16 protein-coding genes and 1 tRNA gene are annotated in these 16,475 nt (G+C 71.7%); 12 read left to right on the top strand and 5 right to left on the bottom strand.

All coding sequences use genetic code 11. From position 1 onward, the window contains the following. Positions 1–45 precede the first annotated feature (45 nt). Positions 46–1,029: an acrylyl-CoA reductase (NADPH) gene (gene acuI, locus ACSHXC_RS03605; RefSeq protein WP_438290125.1), complete on the top strand. Its 984-nt coding sequence runs from the start codon at positions 46–48 to the stop codon at positions 1,027–1,029. On the opposite strand, the gene ACSHXC_RS03600 is transcribed toward acuI, so the two are convergent. Then, on the bottom strand, positions 1,019–1,984 hold the full coding sequence (locus tag ACSHXC_RS03600; RefSeq protein WP_438290124.1) for a TetR/AcrR family transcriptional regulator C-terminal domain-containing protein: 966 nt from the start codon (positions 1,982–1,984) through the stop codon (positions 1,019–1,021). The two genes, acuI and ACSHXC_RS03600, sit on opposite strands and share 11 nt — an antisense overlap. 223 nt (positions 1,985–2,207) lie before the next feature. On the opposite strand from ACSHXC_RS03600, the gene ACSHXC_RS03595 reads away from it, so the two are divergent. Continuing rightward, positions 2,208–3,317 carry an FAD-dependent monooxygenase gene (locus ACSHXC_RS03595; RefSeq protein WP_438290123.1) on the top strand — a complete coding sequence of 370 codons (1,110 nt, stop codon included), beginning with the start codon at positions 2,208–2,210 and terminating at the stop codon, positions 3,315–3,317. Between the two features lie 10 nt (positions 3,318–3,327). Here the strand turns inward: ACSHXC_RS03595 and ACSHXC_RS03590 are convergent, their stop codons facing one another. Both ACSHXC_RS03590 and ACSHXC_RS03585 read right to left on the bottom strand, forming a co-directional pair. Next, on the bottom strand, positions 3,328–4,242 hold the full coding sequence (locus ACSHXC_RS03590; RefSeq protein ID WP_438290122.1) for a DMT family transporter: 915 nt from the start codon (positions 4,240–4,242) through the stop codon (positions 3,328–3,330). Next, positions 4,239–5,117 carry a phosphatase PAP2 family protein gene (locus ACSHXC_RS03585; RefSeq protein WP_438290121.1) on the bottom strand — a complete coding sequence of 293 codons (879 nt, stop codon included), beginning with the start codon at positions 5,115–5,117 and terminating at the stop codon, positions 4,239–4,241. Before ACSHXC_RS03585 ends, ACSHXC_RS03590 begins: the two co-directional genes overlap by 4 nt. Before the next feature lie 171 nt (positions 5,118–5,288). Between ACSHXC_RS03585 and ACSHXC_RS03580 the strand changes: the two genes are divergently transcribed. Beyond that, entirely contained in the window at positions 5,289–5,888 is a 600-nt protein-coding gene (locus ACSHXC_RS03580) for a TetR/AcrR family transcriptional regulator (RefSeq protein WP_438290120.1), read from the top strand. Between the two features lie 207 nt (positions 5,889–6,095). Here ACSHXC_RS03580 and ACSHXC_RS03575 read toward each other — a convergent pair whose 3' ends face one another. Next, positions 6,096–6,875, bottom strand: a complete 780-nt coding sequence (locus ACSHXC_RS03575; RefSeq protein ID WP_399482320.1) for a DeoR/GlpR family DNA-binding transcription regulator — start codon at positions 6,873–6,875, stop codon at positions 6,096–6,098. A 155-nt stretch (positions 6,876–7,030) separates the two neighbouring features. Between ACSHXC_RS03575 and ACSHXC_RS03570 the strand changes: the two genes are divergently transcribed. The 6 genes from ACSHXC_RS03570 (at position 7,031) to ACSHXC_RS03545 (ending at position 13,124) form a co-directional block, all read left to right on the top strand. Continuing rightward, positions 7,031–7,915: an SIS domain-containing protein gene (locus tag ACSHXC_RS03570; RefSeq protein ID WP_438290119.1), complete on the top strand. Its 885-nt coding sequence runs from the start codon at positions 7,031–7,033 to the stop codon at positions 7,913–7,915. 76 nt (positions 7,916–7,991) lie between these two features. Then, complete coding sequence (locus ACSHXC_RS03565) at positions 7,992–8,849, top strand: class II fructose-bisphosphate aldolase (protein ID WP_438290118.1); 858 nt, start codon at positions 7,992–7,994, stop codon at positions 8,847–8,849. 110 nt (positions 8,850–8,959) lie between these two features. Beyond that, positions 8,960–10,186: a cytochrome P450 gene (locus ACSHXC_RS03560; protein WP_438290117.1), complete on the top strand. Its 1,227-nt coding sequence runs from the start codon at positions 8,960–8,962 to the stop codon at positions 10,184–10,186. 141 nt (positions 10,187–10,327) lie between these two features. Next, positions 10,328–11,083 (top strand): (Fe-S)-binding protein, encoded by a 756-nt coding sequence (locus tag ACSHXC_RS03555; RefSeq protein WP_438290116.1) that lies wholly within the window; start codon positions 10,328–10,330, stop codon positions 11,081–11,083. Further along, positions 11,080–12,498 (top strand): LutB/LldF family L-lactate oxidation iron-sulfur protein, encoded by a 1,419-nt coding sequence (locus tag ACSHXC_RS03550; RefSeq protein ID WP_438290115.1) that lies wholly within the window; start codon positions 11,080–11,082, stop codon positions 12,496–12,498. Before ACSHXC_RS03555 ends, ACSHXC_RS03550 begins: the two co-directional genes overlap by 4 nt. Continuing rightward, complete coding sequence (locus tag ACSHXC_RS03545; protein WP_438290114.1) at positions 12,495–13,124, top strand: LutC/YkgG family protein; 630 nt, start codon at positions 12,495–12,497, stop codon at positions 13,122–13,124. Before ACSHXC_RS03550 ends, ACSHXC_RS03545 begins: the two co-directional genes overlap by 4 nt. On the opposite strand, the gene ACSHXC_RS03540 is transcribed toward ACSHXC_RS03545, so the two are convergent. Continuing rightward, the gene (locus ACSHXC_RS03540; protein WP_438290113.1) at positions 13,114–13,599 is read right to left on the bottom strand and encodes a DUF309 domain-containing protein; all 486 of its coding nucleotides are present in this window, start codon (positions 13,597–13,599) and stop codon (positions 13,114–13,116) included. The two genes, ACSHXC_RS03545 and ACSHXC_RS03540, sit on opposite strands and share 11 nt — an antisense overlap. Positions 13,600–13,692: 93 nt before the next feature. On the opposite strand from ACSHXC_RS03540, the gene ACSHXC_RS03535 reads away from it, so the two are divergent. From ACSHXC_RS03535 to ACSHXC_RS03525, 3 genes are all read left to right on the top strand, one after another. Further along, positions 13,693–13,766: transfer RNA gene (locus ACSHXC_RS03535), tRNA-Pro, on the top strand. Between the two features lie 372 nt (positions 13,767–14,138). Further along, on the top strand, positions 14,139–15,662 hold the full coding sequence (locus tag ACSHXC_RS03530) for a helix-turn-helix domain-containing protein (RefSeq protein ID WP_438290112.1): 1,524 nt from the start codon (positions 14,139–14,141) through the stop codon (positions 15,660–15,662). 83 nt (positions 15,663–15,745) lie between these two features. After that, positions 15,746–16,462 carry an MgtC/SapB family protein gene (locus ACSHXC_RS03525; RefSeq protein ID WP_438290111.1) on the top strand — a complete coding sequence of 239 codons (717 nt, stop codon included), beginning with the start codon at positions 15,746–15,748 and terminating at the stop codon, positions 16,460–16,462. The last annotated feature ends 13 nt before the right edge of the window (positions 16,463–16,475 follow it).

Raw genomic sequence — 16,475 nt, 5'->3', positions numbered from 1 at the left:
CGACGTACGGCTGAACAGGCACCCGACCGCCAGGAGATCGATTCGATGTCATTCCGCGCCATCCGTGTGACCAGGGACGAGCAGGGCCACCGGGTCGACACCGTCACGCTGGAGGAGAACGAACTCCACGAGGGCGATGTGACCGTCGCCGTGGACTACTCGACCGTGAACTACAAGGACGGCCTCGCGCTCGCCGACAAGGGCATCGTGCGGACGTATCCGCTGGTGCCCGGCATCGACTTCGCGGGCACCGTCGAGTCGTCCACCCACGCCTCGTTCGCACCCGGCGACAAGGTGGTGCTCAACGGCTACGGCGTCGGTGAGCGGCACGACGGCGGCTTCGCGCAGAAGGCCCGGGTCAGCGGCGACTGGCTGGTCCCGCTGCCGGCCGGGCTCACCACCCGGCAGGCGGCGGCGATCGGCACCGCCGGATACACCGCGATGCTCAGCGTGCTCGCCCTCGAAGACGCGGGCCTCACCCCGGCGAGCGGCGACGTGCTCGTCACGGGCGCCGCGGGCGGGGTCGGCTCGGTCGCCGTGGCGCTCCTAGCGAGGCTCGGCTACCGGGTGCTCGCCTCCACCGGGCGGCCCGCCGAGGCCGGCTACCTGCACGAACTCGGCGCCGCCGAGATCATCGACCGTGCCGAACTCTCCGAGCCCGGCCGCCCACTCGGCAAGGAGCGCTGGGCCGGGGCGGTCGACTCGGTGGGCAGCCACACCCTGGTCAACGTCCTCGCGGGCACCCGCTACGGCGGCGCCGTCACCAGCTGCGGCCTCGCCCAGGGCGCCGACCTGCCGGGCACCGTCCTGCCGTTCATCCTGCGCGGGGTGACGCTGGCCGGCATCGACTCCGTACAGGCACCGATGGAGCGCCGGATCAGGGCGTACGAACGCCTTGCTCGCGATCTGGATCCGGCGAGCCTGGAGAGGATGACCGCCGTCGTCGGTCTCGACGAGGTGCCCTCCGTCGCGGGGCGCATCCTGGCCGGTCAGGTGCGCGGCCGTACCGTCGTGGACGTCAACGCCTGACGGGCGTCGCGAGGGCGGCCGGCCCGGGCCGGCCGCCCTCGATCACGGTCGCGAAGCCGTCAAGGAGCGGGCCGAGCCCGAACTCGAAGAGCTCGTCGAAGCGCAGCTCGTACCCGTCCGCCAGCGCCTCCGTGACCCGGCTGAAGACCGGGTATCTCCCGGATGCCACAAGGGAGTTGAGCGCCGCGGCCTGCTGCTCCATCCACCCGTCCTCGCTCACCCCGGTGGTGGCCGCGGCCTGCGCCTCCTGCTCCAGGCCGACCGCGAGCCCCTGCACATAGCCGTACAGGAGCACGTGCACGTCCATCATGGTGACCGGGTCGAGCCCGTGGCCATCGAGTGCGGACAGCGCCCACTCGGCGTGCGTCATGAGGTTGGGAAGCAGCAACGGGCGGGTGAGCGGGGCGAGTTGAGCCAGCCACGGGTGCTTGCGGAAGAGTGACCAGAGCGTCCGGCCGCCGAGTTCGAGCCGGGCCCGCCAGCCGTCCGGCGGCACGGCCGGATAGCGGGCCTCGCCGAACGCCGCGTCGGCCATCAGGAGCACCAGGTCGTCCTTGCTGCCGACATGCCGGTACGGCGACATCACGGCGACCCCGAGCCGGGCCGCCACCCCGCGCATCGACAGCGCGGCCAGGCCCTCGGTGTCGGCGATGCCCATGGCGGCCCGCACGATCCGCTCGCGCGTCAGATCGTGCTCGGGGTGTGTACGCGCCCTCACCGGCGGCGCCGGGGCGCGGTCGCTCACCACGGTGCCGACCCGGGGGAGTGTCTCCACGAACCCTTCGAGCCGCAGGGTGGTGAGCACCTTGGTGGCCGTCGCGAGCGCGACGCCCCACTCCTTGACGATCCCCCGGGTCGAGGGCACCCGGTCGCCCGGCGCGAGCTCGCCGCTCGTGATGCGCCGCCGGATCTCGGCGGCGATCCGCAGGTAGGGCGGTTCGCTCTGCACGGCCATGCCTGTACGTCCTTCCCCTCGGCGGCCGCGAAGTTTTTGGGCGGCCATGCTGCCTGTACTAGTGCAGAGGCTAGCAGCGGGGAGGCGGTCTGGGGCGCCTTCTGTCCTAGTCCAGCTGTGATAAAAGGCCAGTTGGCAGACGTGTGAGTACGCCGTACATTCACGACGCGTACGTCGTATTCGTAGTCCCATCTCCCTCATCGCGCCCATCAAGGAGTCCGCCATGAAGACCGTCCTCATCTCCGGCGCCGGAGTCGCCGGCTGCGCGCTCGCGTACTGGCTGAGCCGGGGCGGCTTCGAGCCGACCGTCGTCGAGCGCGCCCCGGGGCTGCGGCCGGGAGGCCAGGCCGTCGACATCAGGGGAGTGGCGCTCGACGTCGTGGAGCGGATGGGGCTGCTCGGCCCGGTGCGTACGGCGGCCACCCGGATGCGGGGCATGTCCGTGCTGGACGCCGACGGCAATGAGCTCCACCGGTCCACCGAGGCCACCTTCAGCAGCGGCCGCCTCGACAGCGGCGACGTCGAGCTGCTGCGTGAGGACCTCATCGGCATGCTGGAGCAACTCGCCCAGGAACAGGCCGAGTTCATCTACGGGGACCGCGTCACCGCGCTGGACCAGGACCAGGACGGCGTGGGCGTCGAGTTCGAGCACGGCGCGTCCCGCCCGTTCGACCTCGTGGTGGGGGCCGACGGGCTCCACTCGGCTGTGCGCGGGCTCGTCTTCGAGCCCGAGGCGGACTTCCTGTACCACCTCGGCACGCATCTCGCGATCTTCAGCGCGGAGAACTTCCTCGGCCTGGACAACTGGCAGCTCTGGCAGCGCGACGGCGACGCGGGCTATGGGATCTATCCGGTGCGCGACAACAGCGAGTTGAGGGTCGCCTTCGGCTTCGCGTCCGGCCCGTTCGACCCCGCGAACCGGGACCCCGAAGCGCTGAAGCGGGAGGTCGCCGAGCGGATGGGCGCGCTGCGCTGGGAGACGCCGCGGCTCCAGAAGGCGCTCTGGGAGGCGCCCGATTTCTACTGCGACGCGATGGCCCAGATCCGGCTCGACCACTGGTCGCGCGGGCGGGCCGTGCTGCTCGGCGACGCCGGGTACTGCGCCTCGCCGCTCTCCGGCCAGGGCACCAGCCTCGCGCTGGTCGGTGCGTACGTCCTCGCGGACGCGCTCGGCCGCACGGGCGGTGAGCACCGTGCGGCCTTCGAGGAGTACGAGGCGCGCCTGCGGCCCTTCGTCGAGGCCAACCAGGCACTGGCGACGGAGAACCCCGGCGGACCGGCCGCCGAGGAATCCGTGGAGCGTGCAAAGAACGCGATCACTCTGGATGTCTGAGGCGTGTGGCTCAGGCGGTGATGCGGACGGCCGGCTCGGGGGCTGACAGGTCGGTGGGCAGGGTCGCGGGCACGGGCGCGGGGAGGTCCGCGGGCGTGGCGCCGGTCAGCATGATCACGCCGCGGGCCGCGACACCCGCCGACGCGGCGGCGATCAGCCAGCCGAGCGGCCCGCCGTGGAAGCTCTCGCCGAGCAGCGCGACACCGATCACCGCGGCCGCCGCCGGGTTGGCGAGGTTGACCACGGCCAGCGGGGCGGCGAGGCCACCGCGGTAGGCCGCCTGCGAAAGCAGGAGCCCGCCGACCGCGAAGGTCGCGACGAGCACCGCGAGCAGGGCGGTCTGCCACCAGTTGAGCGGGCCCCCGGGCAGTTCGCGGGCCAGGGAGGCGGTGACGGTCTGGGTCAGCGCGGACGCGACACCCGAGGCGACGCCGGACGCGGTGGCATGGCCGAGGCCGCCGCCGCGTGCGGAGTGCGCCCCGGCCCGTACGAGGAAGGCGAGCAGCAGCGCGGTGGCCGCGGCGATCGCGAGCGCCTCGCGCAGGCTGAGCGCGTCGCCGGGGCTCGCGGGACCGGTGACCGCGATCAGACCGGTGAGCCCGGCCAGCGTCCAGGCCGCGCCGCGCCATTCGCGCCGGGTGACGCGGCGCCGCTCGTAGTACGCGGAGAGCGGCAGCGCGGCGACCAGGGTGAGCGCGCCGAGCGGCTGGACCAGGGTGAGCGGGCCGTAGTGGAGCGCGGCCACGTGCATGAGGGCGCCGGCCGCGTTGAGGCCGACCGCCCACCACCACAGCGGGCGGGTGAGCAACTGGCCGATTCCGCCGCCACCTTGAGCGGCGAGCCGGGACTGGCCGACGGCGGCCAGCGCGTAGCCGGCGGCCGAGGCGAGCGAGAGCAGGATGGCGAGCAGCGCGGATTCGTTCATCGCACGGCCTCGGAGAGCTGGGGCGCAGATGCTGATGCGCGCGGGGGAGTGGGGGCCTGCTGGGACGCGAGGGCGGGCACAGCGGCGGGTGCCTGCTGGGCCGCCTTGGATGCCGCAGGCAACCTTGTGAGCCGTTTCGGCGCCGGTACGAAGTAGAGGACCGCCCCCAGGAGTGCGGTGGCCACGATCGCGTCCAGCCAGTAGTGGTTCGCGGTGCCGACGACCACGAGCAGGGTGAGCGCGGGGTGCAGCAGCCACAGCCAGCGCCAGCGGCTCCGGGTCGCCACGATCAGACCGATCGCGACCATCAGCGCCCAGCCGAAGTGCAGCGAGGGCATCGCGGCGAACTGGTTCGCCATGGCGTCGTTGTCCGGCGTCGCGGCGTAAACGGAGGGCCCGTAGACCTGTGCGGTGTCGACGAGACCCGCCGTCGTGAGCATGCGCGGCGGGGCGAGCGGGACCGTGATGTGCAGCACCAGGGCGGCGGCGGTGAGCCCGGCGAGCACCCGGCGCGACCACAGGTAGTGGCCCGGGCGGCGCAGATACAGATAGACCAGGAAGGCCACCGTGGCCGGGAAGTGGACCGTCGCGTAGAAGGTGTTGGCCGCCTTGACGAGGGTGTCGCCGTGCAGCAGCAGGTGCTGCACGGAGCCCTCGCCGGGCAGGTGCAGCGCGCGCTCCCAGCTCCACACGCGGTCGGCGTTGTCGAAGGCGCTCGCCTCGTGCCCGTTCGCCAGCCGGCGGCCGAACTTGTAGACGAGGAAGAGCGCGGTCACGAGCAGCAACTCGCGCACCAGGGGCGGCCGGGAAGCGGTCGTCTCCGGTCCGGCGGGACGGGTCTGGCGACGCGTCCCCGTGGTTATACCGGCAAACATTCTCCGGCCCCTTTGAACCTGGATCGATACATGGAAAAAAGACAAGCAAACGTAGGAAGGCTAGATCGAAACTCATCGAGACGCAAACGTCTCGATACGTTTGCGTCTCGATTGAGCGGAGCCTACTCTCGTACGTGCAGGAGCACCCCTTGTTTTTCTCCGGAGGGAACGATGTCGACGCAGGCCGCCACGGCCGCTGCCCGCCGCAGCAAGATCAGCCCCGAGCGTGAGCTGGAGCTGTACGACGCGGTGCTCGACATGCTGAGAGAGGGCGGCTACGACTCCGTGACCATGGAGGGCGTTGCCGCGCGCACCAAGTGCGGCAAGGCCACCCTGTACCGGCAGTGGAAGAGCAAGCCGGTGCTCGTGACGGCGGCGCTGGGTGCGAAGCGCTGCTCGTTCTTCACCGGCATCGACACCGGCACCCTCGTCGGGGATCTGCGTGAGGCGGCCCGGCTGGTCGGGCGGCGCGAGGGGCCCGACACGGCGCTGATGGAGGCCGTGGGCCAGGCCTACATCAAGCATCCCGACCTGCGCGAAGCCCTGCGCGAGACCGTTCTGAACCCCGAGATCGCGGCGTTGGACGCGATGCTGCAGCGGGGGGCCGAGCGGGGCGAGGTGGCTGCGGACAACCCGGCGATCGGGTACGTCGCGCCCATGATCATGGGCATGCTGCGTGTCGAGCGGCTCTTCGAGGACCGCTTCCAGGGGGAGGACGCGCTGCTCGGGCTGCTGGACTCGGTCGTCTTCCCGGCGCTGCGGATCGGCTGACGCGGCGAGCTTCTCATCCGGCGGCCTGGCGCGCCGCGCTGCCGCGCCCGACTGGCGCACGCTGAACGCCCGGCGGCGTCGACACCCTTTGGCCGCGGACCGTCGGTGGCTGGTCGCGCAGTCCCCCGCGCCCCTGTCGGGCAACCAGCACAATTCGGCGCGCCCGAACGCTAGTTGATGGGCCGTCAGGCCATCCCCGTCGCCCGCTCAAACCGCCAGCACCGTCACCCCCGCCTCCGTGAACGCGGTCACCATCTCCTCCGGGACCGCCGTGTCCGTCACCAGCGTGCCCACTTGGCTCGTCGCGCAGATTCGGGCGAACGTCCGCTTGCCCAGCTTCGTCGAGTCCGCGGCCACGACCACCCGCTCGGCGCGCTCGCACAGCAGCCGGTTGATACCGGCCTCGTCCTCGTCGTGCGCCGAGGCTCCATGCGTCACGTCGAACGCGCCGACGCCGAGCACCGCCACATCCATCGTGATCTGGTTCAGCACCCCGCCCGCGAGCGGGCCCGTGAGCTCGTACGACTGGGGGCGGGCCACCCCGCCCGTCACCACGATCTTGAACTGGGGCCGCACCGCGAGCTCGTTCGCGATGTTGAGCGCGTTGGTGACAATCGTCAACGCCGGTGAACCGGTGGCCAGTTCGGGCCGAACGGCCAGCGCGCGGGCGACCTCCGTCGTCGTGGTGCCGCCGGTCAGGCCGACCGCCTCGCCCGGGGCGACCAGGTCCGCCACCGCCTTCGCGATGCGCTGCTTCTCCGAGGCCTGGCGCGCCGTCTTGTAACGCAGGGGCAGCTCGTAGGAGACGCCGTGGACGAGCGCGCCGCCCCGGGTGCGCACCAGCATCTGCTGCTCGGCGAGCTGGTCGAAGTCACGGCGGATCGTCGCGGCGGAGACCCCGAGGGCGGTCGCCGCCTCGTCGACGTCCAGGCGGCCCTGCTCCACAAGCAGTTCGAGGAGCGCCTGCCAGCGGGCATCGCGAGACATCCGCGCCCTCCATTCTTCGTACCGGTAACCGTCCGTAATGACCTTAGCGCACGGCTGGATGCTTGATTGTGCTCGAAATCGAGCTATATTTTGCAGAAACAAGCATGTGCGCGTCAGATCCAGTGAGTGTCAGATCCAGAGGGTGGGAGCCCGGCATGAGCCATGTCGCGAACGAACTGAGCAGTCAGCCCGAATGCTGGAAGCGGGCGGCCGAACTGGCCCTCCAGCACAAGGACGCCCTGCCGGCCCCCGGCGAGCGCGTCGCCGTCGTCGGCTGCGGCACCTCCTTCTTCATGGCGCAGGCCGTCGCCGCGCTCCGCGAGAGCGCGGGCCTCGGCGAGACCGACGCCTTCGCGGCCTCCGAATTCCCCGCCTCGCGCAGCTACGACCGGGTCGTCGCCCTGACCCGCTCCGGCACCACCACCGAGGTGCTCGACCTCCTCGCGCTGGTCCGCGGCCGGACCCGTACCACCGCCATCACGGCCGACCCCAGCACGCCGGTGATGCGGGCCGCCGACGACATCGTGGTGCTCGACTTCGCGGACGAGGAGTCGGTCGTCCAGACCCGCTTCGCCACCACCGCGTTCACGCTGCTCCGCGCCCACCTCGGGCTGCACACCGAGCAGGCCGTCGCCGACGCCCGCACCGCGCTCGCCGAGCCGCTGCCCGAAGGCCTCGTGGAATCGACCCAGTTCAGCTTCCTCGGCCGCGGCTGGACCAACGGCCTCGCCCAGGAAGCCGCCCTCAAGATGCGCGAGGCGTCGCTGTCCTGGACCGAGGCCTACCCGGCGATGGAGTACCGCCACGGTCCCATCAGCATCTCCACCACCACGACCGCCACCTGGATGTTCGGCGAAGCCCCCGAGGGACTGGCCGAGCAGGTGGCCGCCACCGGCGCCCTGTGGATCGAGGGCCGCCTCGACCCGCTCGCCGAACTCGTCCGCGCCCAGCGCCTCGCCGTCGCCGTCGCGGCCGCCCGCGGACTCGACCCGGACCGGCCGCGCCACCTCACCCGCTCGGTCATCCTCGACGGCGCGTGAGCGGGCGCGAACACGTGACACCGAATGACATGACAGAGGCGAAGGACTACGTGACACAGGTGAAGGGGAAGCACTGATGCCACTCGCCCGGACCGGCACACTCGTCGCCGAGGCCGCCGCCAAACGCCGCGCCGTCGCGGCCTTCAACATCATCACGCTGGAACATGCCGAGGCCGTCATCGCGGGCGCCGAGGCAGCCAAGTCGCCGGTCGTCCTCCAGGTCAGCGAGAACGTGGTCAAGTTCCGCTACGGCCGGGTCCTGCCGCTCGCCCGCGCCGCCGCCGCGGCCGCCGAAGCCGCCGCCGTACCGGTCGCGCTCCACCTCGACCACGTGAAGCAGGACGAACTCCTGCGCCAGGCCGCCGACGCCGGCTTCAGCTCCGCCATGTACGACGCGGCCCACCTGCCGTACGAGGAGAACCTGGCCGCGACGCGCGCCGCCGCCGATTGGGCGCACACCCAAGGGCTCTGGATCGAGGCAGAGTTGGGGGAGGTCGGCGGCAAGGACGGCAGGGCCCCGCTGGACGCGCACGCGCCCGGCGCGCGCACCGACCCCGACGAGGCACGGCAGTTCGTCGCCGAGTCGGGCGTCGACGCGCTCGCCGTCGCCATCGGCAGTGTCCACGCCATGACCTCGCGCACCGCCGAACTGGACCACGCCCTCCTCGCCAGACTCGACGACGCCCTGCGGGTGCCGCTGGTCCTGCACGGCTCCTCCGGCGTCCCCGACGACGCGCTGTCGGCCGCGGTGGCCGGCGGCATCGCCAAGGTCAATATCGGCACCGCGCTGAACATCGCCATGACCGACGCGATCCGCGCCTATCTCGCCGCCCACCCCGAAGCGGTGGACGCCCGCACCTATCTGACGGTCGGCCGTCAGGCGATGGCCGCGACCGTCACCCGCCTCATCGGGGTGCTCGACCGGATCGCCTGAGGTGTACGCGCTCGCCGCCGGGCCCCCGGCGAGGCCCCGGCGGCGAAAGCGCCCCGTTCTGCCCCTGCGGCGCTCTTCCGATGTGGCCGGACGTCGTAGACCATGGGCCTGTGGACAGGCATGAGCACGCTCGGCTCGACGCGCTGCAGCGCGACCCCTATCCGCACTATGCGCGGGCCCGGGACGCAGAAGGCCTGACCTTCGTGCCGGAACTCGACGCCTGGCTGGTGGCCCGGGACGCGGACGTACGCGAAGTCCTGCGCCGCCCCGAGGCGTTCAGCTCCGCCAACGTGCTGCGCCCCGACGTCCTGCCGGGGCCGACGGTGCTCGCCGAGCTGGGCCGAGGATTCGGCGGCCGCCCCGTCGTGGTCAGCTCCGACGGGGCCCAGCACCAGCGGCTGCGCGCCCCGATCGTGCACGGCCTGTCGCCCTCGCACGTCGCCGCGGTCGTGCCGTACGCCGTGGAGCGCGCCACCGCGCTGATCGACGCCTTCGCGGAGCGCGGCTCGGCCGACCTCATGGCGGAGTTCGCGCTCAGGCTGCCCGGCCAGGTGATCGGCCGCCTGGTGGGCCTCGACGAGGCGGACGTGCCGCTCGTCGTGCACGGCGGCTACCGCGCCGAGCAGCTCCTTTTCCGGCCGATGTCCGAGAAGGACCAGCTCGCGGCGGCCCGCGACGTCGTCGAGATGCAGCACCTCCTCGACACCTACGTACGGGAACGGCACGCCCGTCCCCAGGACGACCTGTGCACCTCGCTGATCAGCGCGCTCGCGCCGGGTGGCGAGTCGCCCACCGAGCTCACGCTGGACGAGCGCCACGAGATGGTCGCCCACCTGCAGAACTTCCTGCTCGCCGGACACCTCACCACGAGCGCGCTGATCGGCTCGACGCTGCTGCACCTGATGCACCACCCCACGCAGTGGGAACTCCTCTGCCAGAAGCCCGAGTTGATCCCGGCCGCCGTCGAGGAGGCAGCCCGCTACGACAGCCCGGTCCAGGGCTTCCGCCGCATCACGACCCGCCCGGTCGTTCTGGCCGGCACCGAACTCCCTGTCGGGGCGGTGGTGTTCGTGGCGTACGGATCCGCCAACCGCGACCCGAGCCGCCACGAACGCCCCGACGTCTTCGACATCACCCGCCCGCCCGCACGCCACCTCGCCTTCGGGTACGGCGTGCACGGCTGCCCGGGGGCAGCCCTGGCACGCGAACAGCTCCGGGTCACCCTGGAACTGCTGACGACGCGGCTGCCGGGACTGCGCCTGGCCGAGGAGAGACCCGTCGTCATGCGCCCCACGATGATCCACCGCTCACCGGAGGAACTTCCGATGGTGTGGTGAGTCTCGTATCAACTTCCCTCTGAATACAAGGGAGTTGTCCGATGTCTACGGACGGCTTCCGGAACACATGCCCCGATTCGGCCGTAATCTCCACTGATCACGGTCCTACCCTGAACCACTCGCGCGACATATCCTCCGACCATGCGAGTCGCACTCTTCGTCACCTGCGTCAATGACGCGGTGTACCCGGCCACCGGCATCGCGACGGTGAAGCTGCTCGAACGGCTCGGGGTCGAGGTCGACTTCCCGGCCGGGCAGACGTGCTGTGGGCAGCCGCAGTTCAACACGGGCTACCGGCACGAGACCGAGCCCCTGGTGCGCCGGATGGGCCGGGTCTTCGAGAGCTACGACCACATTGTCACCCCCTCCGGCTCGTGTGCGGCGATGGTCCGCGACAACTATCCCCGCATCGCCCGCAGAGCCGCCGCGGAGGGGCGGGGCGCCGGCCTGGCCGAGGCCGCGGAATCTCTCGTGCCGCGCATGTACGAGCTGACCGAGTTCCTCGTCGACGTGCTCGGCGTGACCGACGTCGGCGCGTACTTCCCGCACACCGTCACCTACCACCCCTCCTGCCACGGCCTGCGCATGCTCGGCCTCGGCGACCGGCCGCGCAGGCTGCTTGAGGCGGTCAAGGGCCTGGAGCTGCGCGAACTGCCCGGCGCCGAGGAGTGCTGCGGCTTCGGCGGCACCTTCGCCGTCAAGAACCCCGACGTCTCCGCGGCGATGGGCACCGACAAGGTACGCAACGCCGCCACCACCGGAGCCGAGGTGCTCTGCGGCGCCGACAACTCCTGCCTGATGCACATCGGCGGCATCCTCCACCGGCGGGACGCCCCGCTGCGGGCGCTGCACATCGCCGAGATCCTTCTCAGCACGGAAGCGGAGCCCCACGTATGAGCGGCACCTTCGTCGGAATGCCGTCGTTCCCCAGAGCAGCCCACGACGCCGTACGCGACACCACCCTGCGCGGCAATCTGCGCCATGCCACCCACACCATCCGCGACAAGCGCGCCAAGGCGGTCGCCGAGCTCGCCGACTGGCAGCAGCTGCGCGAGGCCGGCAAGCGCATCAAGGACCACACCCTCCGCCATCTCGACCGCTATCTGGTGCAGTTGGAGGAGTCGGTCACCGCGGCCGGGGGCGTGGTCCACTGGGCCGCCGACGCGGACGAGGCCAACCGGATCGTCGCCGGCCTGATCAAGGCCACCGGGGAGACGGAGGTGGTCAAGGTGAAATCCATGGCCACCCAGGAGATCAGCCTCAACGAGGTGCTCGCCGCCGAAGGCATCCACGCCTACGAGACCGACCTCGCCGAGCTCATCGTCCAGCTCGGCGACGACCGGCCCTCGCACATCCTCGTCCCGGCCATTCACCGCAACCGGGGCGAGATCCGCGACATCTTCCTGAAAAAGATGGGCAGTTGGGGCAGGCCCGCTCCCGACGGTCTCACCGACACGCCCGCCGACCTCGCCGAGGCGGCGCGGCTGCATCTGCGCGAGAAGTTCCTGCGCGCGAAGGTGGGGATCTCGGGCGCCAACTTCATGGTCGCCGAGACGGGCACCCTGGTCGTCTTCGAGTCCGAGGGCAACGGCCGCATGTGTCTGACCCTCCCCGAGACCCTGATCTCGGTCGTCGGCATCGAAAAGGTCGTCCCCACCTGGCAGGACCTGGAGGTGTTCCTCCAGACCCTGCCGCGCTCGTCGACGGCCGAGAGGATGAACCCGTACACGAGCATGTGGACCGGCACCGCCGACGGCGACGGCCCCCAGGCCTTCCACCTCGTACTCCTCGACAACGGCCGCACCGACGCCCTGGCCGACGACATCGGCCGTCAGGCGCTGCGCTGCATCCGCTGCTCGGCCTGCCTCAACGTGTGCCCGGTGTACGAACGCGCCGGCGGCCACGCGTACGGCTCGGTCTACCCGGGCCCGATCGGCGCCATCCTCACCCCTCAACTCCGCGGCACGACGAGCGAGATCGACGCCTCGCTGCCGTACGCCTCCTCGCTGTGCGGCGCCTGCTACGAGGTGTGCCCGGTGGCGATCGACATCCCGGAAGTCCTGGTCCACCTCCGCGAGAAGGTCGCAGGCCAGGGCGGGCGGGGACACCGCCTGGAGAAGGCGGCGATGAAGGCCGTCGGTTGGGCCATGGACCGTCCCGCCGTCATGGCGGCGGGGGAGCGGGCGGCCGCGAAGACCCGCGCGCTGCATCCGAAGCGGCCGCCCGGCGCCAAGGCCTGGACCGACAGCCGCGACCTGCCGGAACTCCCCGAAGAACCCTTCCGTGACTGGTGGAAGAAGAACCGCACATGAGCTCACGCGACCGCATCCTGGCCCGCGTCCGGGCCGCCGTGGCCGACGCCCCGGCGGCCCCCGCCGTCTCCCGCGACTACCTGACGAGCCACACCCCGGACGACCCGGCGGCCGTACTGGACCTCCTGCACGAGAACCTCGCCGACTACCGCGCCGTCGTGCACCGCACGGACGCGGCAGGGGTGGGGCCACTGATCGCCGAGCTGCTCATGGCGCGCGGCTCAGGGAGCGTGCTGGTGCCGGACGGGCTGCCGCGGGAGTGGCTGGCGCATGCCGCATCCGTACGCGTCGACGACACCCAGGACTCCACGGCGGCCGAACTCGACGCCGTCGACAGCGTCGTCACCGGCTGCGCGCTGGCCATCGCCGAGACCGGCACCATCGTCCTGGACGCGGGCCCGGGCCAGGGGCGCCGCCGCATCTCCCTCGTACCGGACCACCACATCTGCGTCGTACGGGCCCCGGACCAGGTCGTCGCCTCCGTCCCGCAGGCCATGTCCCGGCTCGACCCGAGCCGCCCGCTGACCTGGATCTCGGGTCCCTCCGCCACCAGCGACATCGAACTCGACCGGGTGGAGGGCGTGCATGGCCCCCGCACCCTCGAAGTGGTGCTGCTCAGCGGGTGATCCGGGGCGCCTCGGCCGCCGCGTCCACCGGGCCCGGCAGCCGGTCCGCCAGCTCGCGTGCCCATACGGCGAGCCCGGCCAGATCGATCCCGTAGGTCGGTACGCCGTCGCGCGCCGCGTACTTGGCGAGCGAGCCCGTGCCGCGATCGAGGAGCGAGGCCCCGCCCTTCGCGTTGCCGCGCGCGGCATGCGTCAGACCCACCGCGAGCTGAGCCAACCCCCGCCACAGCGGCTCCTCCTGGGCCGGGCCCGACTTCCACGCGTCCTCGAATACCTCGTGCGCATGGAACGGCATCCCCGCGTCGAGCAGCCGCTGCGCCTCCCGCACCGTCTCCTCGGGGGACCTGGTCACGCCCTCCGGCTGGCGGGCCACGCCGTCGGCGCCATAGGGCAGCGGCCGGCCGAGCCCGTCCCGGGGCCGCGCGTTGCGCGCCCGCCCCTCGGCATCACGATCGCGGTGCGCGAAACTCTCCATGCGCCGATTGTCCCCCGTTCCTGTCGCGGTCCCAGAGTGCGGTATGGTTCTCATGCACGAACGGCCGGGGGAAACCCCAGGTCAGGCGGGCACCGGGACGTGGCGCAGCTTGGTAGCGCACTTGACTGGGGGTCAAGGGGTCGCAGGTTCAAATCCTGTCGTCCCGACTCGTGAGAGTCGTAGCCAAAGGCCGCATCGGAATCATTCCGATGCGGCCTTTCGGTGTTTCCGGGGCATTCTGAAGCCCCGCTCATCGGGAACCCCCGCCGCGCGGAGTGGAGTTGAGGGTCTGGGGGCATCCGCACCCTGGACCGCGGTCGTCCGCCGCCCGTTCGAGGAGTGAGTGAAGCAACGTATCCGGGTCCGGCGCGACTGGTGCGTCACGCGGAAAACCACCATCGGGCCGAGTCATCTCTGGAGGATCAAACAAGAGGTGTATCGGCCAGCTCACCTTGCATCTACGATGCAGAAACTCATATTCACCTGGTGAATGCGAGAACCGGTGCCAGCGGCCCGGCATCCGCACCAAGGAGCCACTCATGCACGTCGAAGACCTCCTGCGTCTCGAATCGCTCGACCTGGAACTGCTCTGGGGCGAGGAGCAGCAGCTCGTCCGGGAGATCACCGGGGTGACCGCCACCGACCTGGAGGACCCGACCCGCTTTCTGCGGCCGGGCGAGGTCGTGCTCAGCGGTCTGGTGTGGTGGAGCCCCGGGAACGGGACGGAGAAAATCAGCCGATTCGTCTCGGCGCTGGCGACCGCGGGCGCGGCGGCGCTCCTGGCCGGCGAGGAGACGCACGGTGCCGTGCCCGACGAGCTGACCCGGTCGTGCCGCGAGAACGGCATCGCGCTGCTCGCCGTGCCCTCGCGCACCAACTTCCGGGCCATCACCGAGGCCGTCTATCTGCGCCAGTGGGGCGACCTCAGCAGGCGGCCCACTTCGCACCGCTACGCCCTGCCGGAGAACGTCCGCAGCGAGCTCAGCGACCTCGTCCGGGCGGGTGCGGAACCCGACGTTCTGCTCGACCGCGCGCTCGCCCACCTCGGCGCCCCGGACTGCTACGTACTGACACCCACCGGACGCACCGTCGCTCGCACCCCGAAGGCCCCCGAGATCCCCGCGCGGCGGGCCCGGGAGCTGCTGCGCCGGGCGCCCGACGGCCTCACCCTGCGGATAGACACCGACAGTTCGCCGTACGACAGCTGGCACCTGCACCTCGCCGACGCGGCTGCCGCCCCGCCCCGCCTCCTGCACGAGACGGCGGACGTGTTCGCCGACCACCGGTACGCCCGGGACCGGGCGAGGAAGGAGGCCCGGCGGCGGGCCGGTGACCTGGTCCGGCTCATCGACGCGCGGACCCCCGACCTCTCCGCGCTGCGCGGCGCGCTCACCGCCTGCGGGCTGTCCCACGACGGCCCGTTCCACGTCGTCACCGCGGCCGCCAAGGCCGACGCCGACCAGGGCGCGGCGGCCGACGCCCTCGCCGAGGCGCTGCGCCACACCTCCGGCCGGCCGTTCGCCCTCGGCCGGCTCCCGCACGGAGAGGTGGTGGCCGTAGTCCAGGGCGGGCCCGAAGTGGCCGCAGAACTGGGCGAGTTGTGGCCCGTGGTGCACGCCTGCGCACCCCTGGTCCCGCTGCACTGCGGCATCGGCGCCGAGGTCACCTCGCCGGACCGGCTCAACTCCAGCCTGACCGGCGCCCGATACGCCCTCGCCACAGCCCGTTCGAAGGCACCCGACGGGGTGAGGCTGGGCTCCGTGGAGGACCTGACCACGCTGGAGGGGCTGCTCGCCGGCATCCCCGCCGATGTCCGGGCCGCCTACCACGACCGCGTCCTGGGTCCGCTGGCCGACGACGACAACACCTCCTCGCAGATGCTCCGGGAGACCCTGGAGTCCTTCCTCGCCCACAACGGATCCTGGGCGCGCACCGCCGAGGCCCTGCACCTGCACGTCAACACCGTCCACTACCGCATCCAGCGCATCGAGGTCCTCACCGGCCGCGACCTCTCCCGCCTGGAGCACAAGCTCGACCTGTACGCCGCGCTCCGCTGCCGCTGAGCCGAGCGGGCGGGGCGCCATGGAATGTGGCTGTACGGGTAGGCGGAGCCTGTTCGTACGGTTGGCGTGGGAAGGGGCACGGGATGGTGCTGGCGGCCGGTGCGTTGGAGCCGAGTGGGCAGGGCTGGCTCCAGGCGGGCGAGTTCGGCCTGGCGTTCCTGCTCTCCGCGGCCATCGGCCTGGAGCGGGAGATCCGCCAGAAGGCCGCGGGGCTGCGGACGTACACCACGGTCGGCGTCGGCGCGGCGCTGTTCACGCTGGTCAGCAAGTACGGGTTCGCCGATGTCCTGCACGTCGGGACCATCGAGCTCGACCCGTCCCGTGTGACGGCGCAGATCGTGTCGGGGGTCGGCTTCATCGGGGCCGGGGTGATCTTCGTGCACCGGGGCTCCGTCCAGGGCCTCACCACGGCGGCCACGATCTGGCTGACGGCGGCCGTCGGCGCTGCCGCGGCTGCGGGCCTGCCGCTGCTCTCGGTCCTGGCGACCGCCGCGTACTTCGTCGCCGCCTACGTGGTCCGCCCGATAGCCCACCGGCTGCCCGCCATGCGATCGGTGGCGTCGGCCTTCCGGATCGCGTACGAGCAGCGGCCCGGGCTGCTTCAGGAGCTCATGGAGCAGTGCGAGCGGGCCGGGTTCACCGTCGCGGGGCTCCAGATGCTGAGGGCGGGCGGCACCGGGGATCCGGCGGAGGTGCTGATCTCGGCGGTGGGCCGCGGCGACCCGGCCGTCCTCACCGCCCGGTTCGCGGATGTGGCCGGTGTCGTGGCCTGCACGCGTGGCGGCAACGAGGACGAGTGAGCCGTGTCCCGGC

This window comes from Streptomyces sp. HUAS TT7 (assembly GCF_051550175.1).
Classification (GTDB): Bacteria; Actinomycetota; Actinomycetes; order Streptomycetales; family Streptomycetaceae; genus Streptomyces.
Note: the sequence above shows the minus strand (reverse complement) of the source record. Positions and strands in the feature narration are given on the sequence as shown.

Excerpts from the sequence above, each read along its gene's own strand:
- acuI (WP_438290125.1), top strand. The coding sequence starts at position 46 with ATGTCATTCCGCGCCATCCGTGTGACCAGGGACGAGCAGGGCCACCGG.
- ACSHXC_RS03600 (WP_438290124.1), bottom strand. The coding sequence starts at position 1,984 with ATGGCCGTGCAGAGCGAACCGCCCTACCTGCGGATCGCCGCCGAGATC.
- ACSHXC_RS03595 (WP_438290123.1), top strand. The coding sequence starts at position 2,208 with ATGAAGACCGTCCTCATCTCCGGCGCCGGAGTCGCCGGCTGCGCGCTC.
- ACSHXC_RS03590 (WP_438290122.1), bottom strand. The coding sequence starts at position 4,242 with ATGAACGAATCCGCGCTGCTCGCCATCCTGCTCTCGCTCGCCTCGGCC.
- ACSHXC_RS03585 (WP_438290121.1), bottom strand. The coding sequence starts at position 5,117 with ATGTTTGCCGGTATAACCACGGGGACGCGTCGCCAGACCCGTCCCGCC.
- ACSHXC_RS03580 (WP_438290120.1), top strand. The coding sequence starts at position 5,289 with ATGTCGACGCAGGCCGCCACGGCCGCTGCCCGCCGCAGCAAGATCAGC.
- ACSHXC_RS03575 (WP_399482320.1), bottom strand. The coding sequence starts at position 6,875 with ATGTCTCGCGATGCCCGCTGGCAGGCGCTCCTCGAACTGCTTGTGGAG.
- ACSHXC_RS03570 (WP_438290119.1), top strand. The coding sequence starts at position 7,031 with ATGAGCCATGTCGCGAACGAACTGAGCAGTCAGCCCGAATGCTGGAAG.
- ACSHXC_RS03565 (WP_438290118.1), top strand. The coding sequence starts at position 7,992 with ATGCCACTCGCCCGGACCGGCACACTCGTCGCCGAGGCCGCCGCCAAA.
- ACSHXC_RS03555 (WP_438290116.1), top strand. The coding sequence starts at position 10,328 with ATGCGAGTCGCACTCTTCGTCACCTGCGTCAATGACGCGGTGTACCCG.
- ACSHXC_RS03550 (WP_438290115.1), top strand. The coding sequence starts at position 11,080 with ATGAGCGGCACCTTCGTCGGAATGCCGTCGTTCCCCAGAGCAGCCCAC.
- ACSHXC_RS03545 (WP_438290114.1), top strand. The coding sequence starts at position 12,495 with ATGAGCTCACGCGACCGCATCCTGGCCCGCGTCCGGGCCGCCGTGGCC.
- ACSHXC_RS03540 (WP_438290113.1), bottom strand. The coding sequence starts at position 13,599 with ATGGAGAGTTTCGCGCACCGCGATCGTGATGCCGAGGGGCGGGCGCGC.
- ACSHXC_RS03530 (WP_438290112.1), top strand. The coding sequence starts at position 14,139 with ATGCACGTCGAAGACCTCCTGCGTCTCGAATCGCTCGACCTGGAACTG.
- ACSHXC_RS03525 (WP_438290111.1), top strand. The coding sequence starts at position 15,746 with ATGGTGCTGGCGGCCGGTGCGTTGGAGCCGAGTGGGCAGGGCTGGCTC.